General features: G+C 67.7%; 2 protein-coding genes. One reads left to right on the top strand and one right to left on the bottom strand.

Annotation, left to right across the window (positions count from 1 at the left end; genetic code table 11):
• Positions 1-4,340 precede the first annotated feature (4,340 nt).
• Positions 4,341-5,213, top strand: coding sequence for a hypothetical protein (locus KOI35_RS46880; protein ID WP_308121476.1), 873 nt, complete (start codon positions 4,341-4,343; stop codon positions 5,211-5,213).
• A gap of 785 nt (positions 5,214-5,998) precedes the next feature.
• Here the strand turns inward: KOI35_RS46880 and KOI35_RS46875 are convergent.
• Positions 5,999-6,652 (bottom strand): HEAT repeat domain-containing protein, encoded by a 654-nt coding sequence (locus KOI35_RS46875; RefSeq protein ID WP_215796308.1) that lies wholly within the window; start codon positions 6,650-6,652, stop codon positions 5,999-6,001.
• Between the last annotated feature and the right edge of the window lie 248 nt (positions 6,653-6,900).

Here is a 6,900-nt window from a genome sequence, read left to right as displayed (position 1 = left end):
GGAGCCCGGAGCCCGGAGCCCGGAGCCCGGAGCCCGGAGCCCGGAGCCCGGAGCCCGGAGCCCGGAGCCCGGAGCCCGGAGCCCGGAGCCCGGAGCCCGGAGCCCGGAGCCCGGAGCCCGGAGCCCGTTTCACGTGAAACATGACCAGCCGAGCTATCTGGCTGATGCCGCGGAGGCGTCGCCCGACAACCATCCAACCGCCGAATGATGCGCTCAGAGAATGGCCGCTGAGAATTCTTCCGGCAACAGTCCTAAGCGGGTCGACAGAGGTGCGCGGACTCGGCCGGCGCTTCGCCACTACTGGCGCGCTCTGTCCGAGGGGTGGCGAACCCGCACGGCAGTTGGCCGTATGGACGCCCAGCAGGGCCGTGCGACCATCCGCTGAGTTGGCCCAGCCGTCCCCGTGGCCGAGCGGATGCGGAACTTCAAGCGCCTGCGATCTCCTGGCGACCTCGAGCTTGTCGCCGCCCATCAAGCGCTTCGGGTCAACTCTGGCTGGGCAAGGATCGGGCCGCACCCCCTTGCTGGCTCCCCCACCTAGACGCCAGTCGGACTGCTTGGTCGAGGACCGTGCTGCGTTGCAGCGATCCGGCAGCACACGAATCGCCATCGTCAAGAGTGGCGGTCCATGGGCAGCACGGTCACCGCGGCCGACGGTTACCCCTGCGGTGAACAAGTACCACGTCACCGTCGCCGAATACGACGGGCTACGAGCAACTGACCACGCTAAGCATGAGGTGCGGGCGGCAAGCCGAGCCTGCTTGAGCCGAACGGACACTTGGTCTACGGAGTGGTGGCCTGGCAGCTTGGTTTGGCAGGCCTAGCGGCCTGGCCGCCCCATCGACCTGCACCCTGCCGCCCGCCGGACTGCCGCCTTGCCGCCCCGCCGCCCTGCCGCCCCGCCGGCCTGTGCCCAGCCGCCCTCTGCCCCGCCGCTCTACCGCCCCGTCGGCTTGGAGGGCTACCGGCCTAGCGGGCCAGCTCGCCAGGCGGGCTCGCGGGGCTGACTGCCAAGTGGCTGGCGGCTGTTCGGCCCGGCGTAGCGGCGCAGCATTCCGGATGATCGGGCTTCTGTTGGCATCGGAGTGGAATGAGTTCGGCGCCGATCTGACCGTGGCAGAAGACAGCTCGGTATCCGACGCCGATGCGTCTCCTACTCATCGTCGGCTCAACGAGATGTTGAAGAGGCGCAACGATGAGGCTCATAACAACGAGAGCGCGGATCGCACGCACCATCTCGTACTCGGTGAGCAGCGCGGTCGTAGAGTCCGGACCCAGCCTTTGTAGCTACCGGGCTGCTTGTCTCATGCGGCAGTTGCGTCACTCGAACCACGTGGATATCAGCTGCCGCAGGGGGGCGGGTTCCCAATCGCCAAAAGGTCACCCGACAGTGCAGGCGTTAGTCCCGGCCAGCCGCTGAACGAACCTGCCAGGAGGGGATGCTGACGTAATGCAGCGGCACCGGTCCTAGCTCTGCCCGCCTCAGCCCGATGAAGGCGGCGCGTCCATCCGAACCAGAAAGTAGCAAGACGACACGTCCGGCAGGCCCCTGTCGCCTTCAGCATCAAACCAGGGTTGTGACGTGTCTCGGTGAGGCCGATCGGGGCTCCCAGCTCATCGAGGGCCCAGAGGGCAAACGGCGGCGCTATGGCGAGGCTTAGCAACAACGAGGTCCTTCGCTACGGATTGCCATGACACTTTGCTAGGTCGTCATCGATGTGGCCGACGCCGACGCCGACGCCGACGCCGACGCCCCGAGCCGACCGTTGAGGCCAGGGTTCGACTGCCCTACGCGGCGCCTGCGGTGCAACTGTCCTATGCGGCGCCTCCAGTGCGAAGGTCTCACGTCGGTCTTCGTTGCGCCTGCTCCACGTCAGCGGCTCCGGTTGGGTGCTCCAGGTCGGCGCCCCGCGGAGAGGTGGCTCTACGTTGGTGGCCGCGTTCTATCGCCCAAAGCCCGAACTCTGAGCCTCACGGTGATTCCCTCGAAGGTTGGATGATCCGCGGGAGTAACGCCATGCACGCACGCGCTCCATACCCGATGAGCTCCCCCGGGGTACTCCGAGGGTTTGCGGCGGGGTGAGCAGCGAGCCGCTCGAAGACCGTGGGGGTTGCTGTCTGTGGAGCCGCGCTTAGCTGGATCGCCCTGAGAAGTCAGGCGGATCGCCCCGAGGGATCTGACTCGCTCGTCACCCGGGGAGGCCACTTGGCCGCGCGCCGCGCCGGCCGGGCTGTCCCCATCCCACATCGCCGCTGTCGACAGTCACGCCCGGAAGAGGGTCTGCGTGGCCGGCCGGTCGATGCGCGCAGATGTCGTTCCGGCGGCGGTGTTGCCTTCATGCAGCAGTGGCGGCCGGCGGAACCAGCTCTCGCGAGACTCCAGTCAGGTCCGATCAGTTCGCGGAGGGGCATCGGCTACGGATCGGGATGCGTTCGGGGAAGGGTCACGTTCGCCGGTCCGCCTGGTCTGCAGGCGCTATCGATGTCGTGCTGAGTTCGGAAGAGTCATGTCGGGCATGCCCAGTGCCGTCGACGGTCTTGCTGGGATGAGCTGCGCCGCGGGAAGTGACTGTGTCGCGCACTGCCCCAAGCCGGGCCAAGTCGAGCCGCCTGCGGCGCGATTGAGAGCCAGGTCGCTGCCACTTGTCGAGCGTTGAGTTTGCAGAGGCACGGCCGGGGCGGACATCGTTTGGGCTCGAGCCTGCCTGAGGCTGCATAGCCGCGAGGCTGATCCGGCGGAACGAGCGATGCCGTCATGGCCACGGCTGCAGAGCACCTGAAGGTGTCGAGTCACGCCGTCACGGCCATCGGTGCCGAGCGCCAGGAAGTGTCGAGATGTGCTGCGCTGTGGGCTGCATAGCGGTGGGACATGACGAGCGGTGCCGTCAAGACCGCAGCCGCGTAGGACCTGAAGGCGTCGACTCATGCCGGCGCTGGCCGTGACTAGTTGCGCCGCCAGGGCCGGCGGCCGCGCCCTGCCAGCAGGTGTCGAACTGCGCCACGCCGGCCGGCCAGAGACCCATCGGCAGGTGTCGCGTTGTGTGGCATTGGCCCGTCCGTGTAGCGCCCGGACCTGACAGGTGCGCCACGCAGAACGGACCGTGCAGTTTCGAGGTTGGCAAGATGGGCCGTGTATCAGTGGCCGTCTCGGTCCGGGCCGCGCTGCACGGTGCTCGGCTCGGCTGGGTTGGGCCTCGCCGCTCCGTGCTGCGCGAGGCGCGGTTGGGAGGCCAAGGCGGCCCAGGTCGACTCGTGCAGTGCCAACGAGCTGGCCGACGCGTGGCCAAGTTCCGCTGGGTTGGATCGCGTCGTTGCGCAAACTTGGAGGCGCTGGGCGTGCGGTGTTGAGACAGCCGCTGTGCTGAAGCCGGGGCTAGCGATAGCTGGCCACATCCGCGGCGCGCGCTGGCGGCTGAGCTGTTCAATGGCAGGGAGTGCTGCACGAGCCGGGCGCCCCGGGGCGATTCGAACGCCGGCGGTAACAGGTATGCACGTGGAGCGCTTGCGGCACGATCCACACGCTGCAGGGAACGGACAGGTTGGCATCCGTCGCGGGTTCAGCGCACGTGCCCGTGGCGACGAGCTATTCCTGCTACCCGTCGGGCAACCCGAGTCGTACTTGCTGTCTGACTCAGAGATGCCTTCCACCCCAGACTGGTGGGGTCGAAGTGCGGAGTTGTTAATGACGACGACTCTCAAAACGTCGACAGGATCGTTCTGAGCGAAGTCCCGTCCGCACTCCCCCACACGCTGACAGATCTTCAGGACGCATATGGCGTTGTGATGGGAAGACCGGCGGGCCTTGCAAGGCTCAGTGCCGGCAGGCGGTCGACGAAGGGACAACGGCTGCGGTCACTTGCAGGAGGCGGACGGGGGCTCTGTCCGACAGGCGATCGGCGTGAAGGGCAGGACAACGACAGGGCCGAGGCACGGCGAACTCTGACCAGCCAGACGTGAAGAGTCCTCGACTTGATCAGTTGGTTCGGCTCGAGTGCGGACGCGGGCGAACGCTGCTTGAGCGTCGTGATGGAAAGTTATCCACAGGGTGTGGGTAACGGCTGTTGAGAAACCGTGGCGGGCCGTTTCACGTGAAACGGCGTTGATGTGGTTCGGGATGTCCACCGCGGTATCCACAGGGGGTGCAAGCCTGCGACGTCGCGTTTCACGTGAAACGGGGCAGCCTGTGGATAACTCCTGTGGATAACTTTGGCTGTGCGCTCGTACCCACAGACGGTGACGATGATCTACGTCATGCTCGGGGTTGCGGCCCGACTGTGGACAAGTCGGGCCCTGCAAAATTGACCCGGGACAGCGGGTCTGGCCTCGGCTAAGGTCACGTCGTGCCCGAGAACATCCCCCCGCTGCCGGACTTCACCCGCTGGCCCTCGTTCCCCTTCGAGGGCGACATGCGGGTCAAGCCACTGGCTGCTCCGGTCGACGTCGAGCCGCCGCGCAGCGGTGAGGACGCCGCCGAGTGCGTCGCGTGTAATACGCCCGACGACGCGTACATCTGGATCAGCGAGCGGTGGCGCGTCCGGGCGATGGACCGTCCTACGGGCCTTCCGATGGTGCTGATCCTCGAATGCCGATCGCACCTCGACATCGGCGATCTGCCTAACCTCTTGGCCGCCGAACTCGGTGTCATGACCGTGCGCCTCGAGCGTGCAATCCGATCGCTTGACGGCGTCGCGCGCGTTCACGTCAACCGCTGGGGTGACGGCTCCGCGCACCTGCACATGTGGTTCCTCGCCCGCCCGTACGGACGGCTGCAACTGCGCGGAACCTTCCTGACGCTTTGGGACGACATCCTGCCTGTCATCCCCGAACAGCAGTGGCGCGAGAACCTGGCTCTGGTCGCGGCTTGGTTGGCCGACTTCGGCGGAACCGCGATCGCCGAGCCGCCCCACATCCAGTGGGAGTCGCCCTCGACAATCACCTACGCCGGCGACAACACCGATGAGTCACCCGAGCCGGACGCGGACGCTTCGCGCCCAACCTCACTTAACGATGCGAGCTCTCCTCCGTCGCAGTTCGACACCCCGATCAACGATGCCGACCCGCACATGCCGACCAGCATCCCGAACAACGAGCCGCACCCGCATCCGTCGCCGTCCGACCTCTTGAGAAGCGACACGATCCCGGCTCAGCGCGCCGCTGAATCGCAGCCGGTGGCCGCTCCCCCGGCGACTGCGGCTCCGACACCAAACTCGTAAGGCATTCGCTTCAATCCAGAGCACGTCGGTGAGTTTCCAGCCGTACGGGCTCTGTCTGCGACCGACCGAAGCCACGTGTCGCGAATTCGATCGCGTGCGTCTGGCTCGGCCACGGTCGCGCATCCGCGTCGGCCCAGGCCGCGTCCCGGGGCCATCCGATCTGTACCCGTCCCGGGTAATCCGTGCCCGCAGCCGGGCCGCCGGCCGCGTTGCCGATGCGAGCTAGGCGTGCCGCGCGCCAGCGTGGCGGTCGGCGTGGCGGCGGCGATGACCCGGCACCTGGAGAGGACAGCCAGTTGCAAGGACTGACCGCGGTCGGTCCGAGCGGGATCACGTCGATTGAGACGGCGGCCGCGAGTGCCCGGGTCGCGAGCAACCGCGCGGTCTGCATCAGATAGAGCACGCCGAGCGACCGAGCTCGGGTGTCGGACCAGCAGTCGGCGTGGGCCCTCGTGGTCGGCGATGCGTGTGCGCGGGCTTGGGTGAGGAGTAGTGGCCGACAGCTGGATCAGTCGGGGGCGTGCGTTTGACCGTGGGTTGGCTGCGCGGAGCCGTTCGACTCCGGGCTGGTTGCGCGGGGCTCAGCGGCGGCTGACGAACTGCACCAGCTGAGAGCCAGACTCATCTGCGGCTTTCCACTCCGGTGACGGCCCAGAATCCTGGTCGGCTCATGCGGTGGAGCGCGGTGGCTGTGCCTGCGGCGCGCGCCCGACTTCGCCGCCGGGCCGACGGGGTGCTGGTGGGTGCCGACCGATTCGCGTGTTGGGGGAACCGGCACGCCCGAGTCAGCCCTGATGTGACTGGGCCAGCTCGCGGATCTGTGGATCCGGGTCGGTGGCCAGTGCGGCCAGCGTGGGATCAAGGCGCGACGCTGGGAGGCCGTCGAGTTCCTCGGCTAACGCGTACAGGGCGTAGAAGCGGGTGTCCGGATTGTCGTCGCGGCACAGGGACTGGAGGGCGTCCAGTGCTGCGGGTTCGGGGTGGGTGCGGTTCATGAGGGAGGTCAGGCTGGCCGCCACGTGGAAGCGAACTCTCCCGTCCGCGTGGTTGGCGAAAGGAACCACGTCGTCCAGGGCATCGGTGGCGGAGTTGTAGGCCAAGGCGGAGATCAGCCAGCGCAGCACCTGCGGCTCCGGCTCGGTGGACAGCCGCGCGCGCAGCAGCGGAACCGCCTCGGAAGTGAACGGGCGATCGCCGGCGTCGTCCTGAGGGCCCAGCTCGCGGAGCACCCTCGCGGCCAGCTCGCGATCGGTGCTGTCGTCGCTCCGGAGTAGCTCGGCGGCGGTGTCGAAAACCTCGCGCGTGGGGCGGTCGTGCAGGGCGACCAGAAAAGGGACGGGGGCCTCGGGGTCGTCGGCCACCACCTCGTCGCGGGCGGCCGTGAAGAGGTCGGCCGTCGGCATGCGGGCAGGGATCGGGCGATCGATGCGAGAGTCCACACAAGCATTGTTGCTCGCCACGGCCAGCTACCCGAACGCGTGAACGTCAATGGACCGTCGTTGACCAGGCGCCGATCAGCCAGATGGGGGTGATCGAGCGTTGCGGCCCTTCCAAAATCCGCGGGCGGGGTGATCGGGCGGGGTGATCGGGCGGGGTGATCGGGCGGGGTGATCGGGCGGGGTGATCGGGCGGGGTGATCGGGCGGGGTGATCGGGCGGGATGATCGGGCTGGGTGATCGGGCGGGGT

This window comes from Paractinoplanes bogorensis, from assembly GCF_018829635.1.
GTDB classification, from domain to species: Bacteria; Actinomycetota; Actinomycetes; order Mycobacteriales; family Micromonosporaceae; genus Actinoplanes; species Actinoplanes bogorensis.
This window is presented reverse-complemented; position numbering and strand designations above follow the sequence as displayed.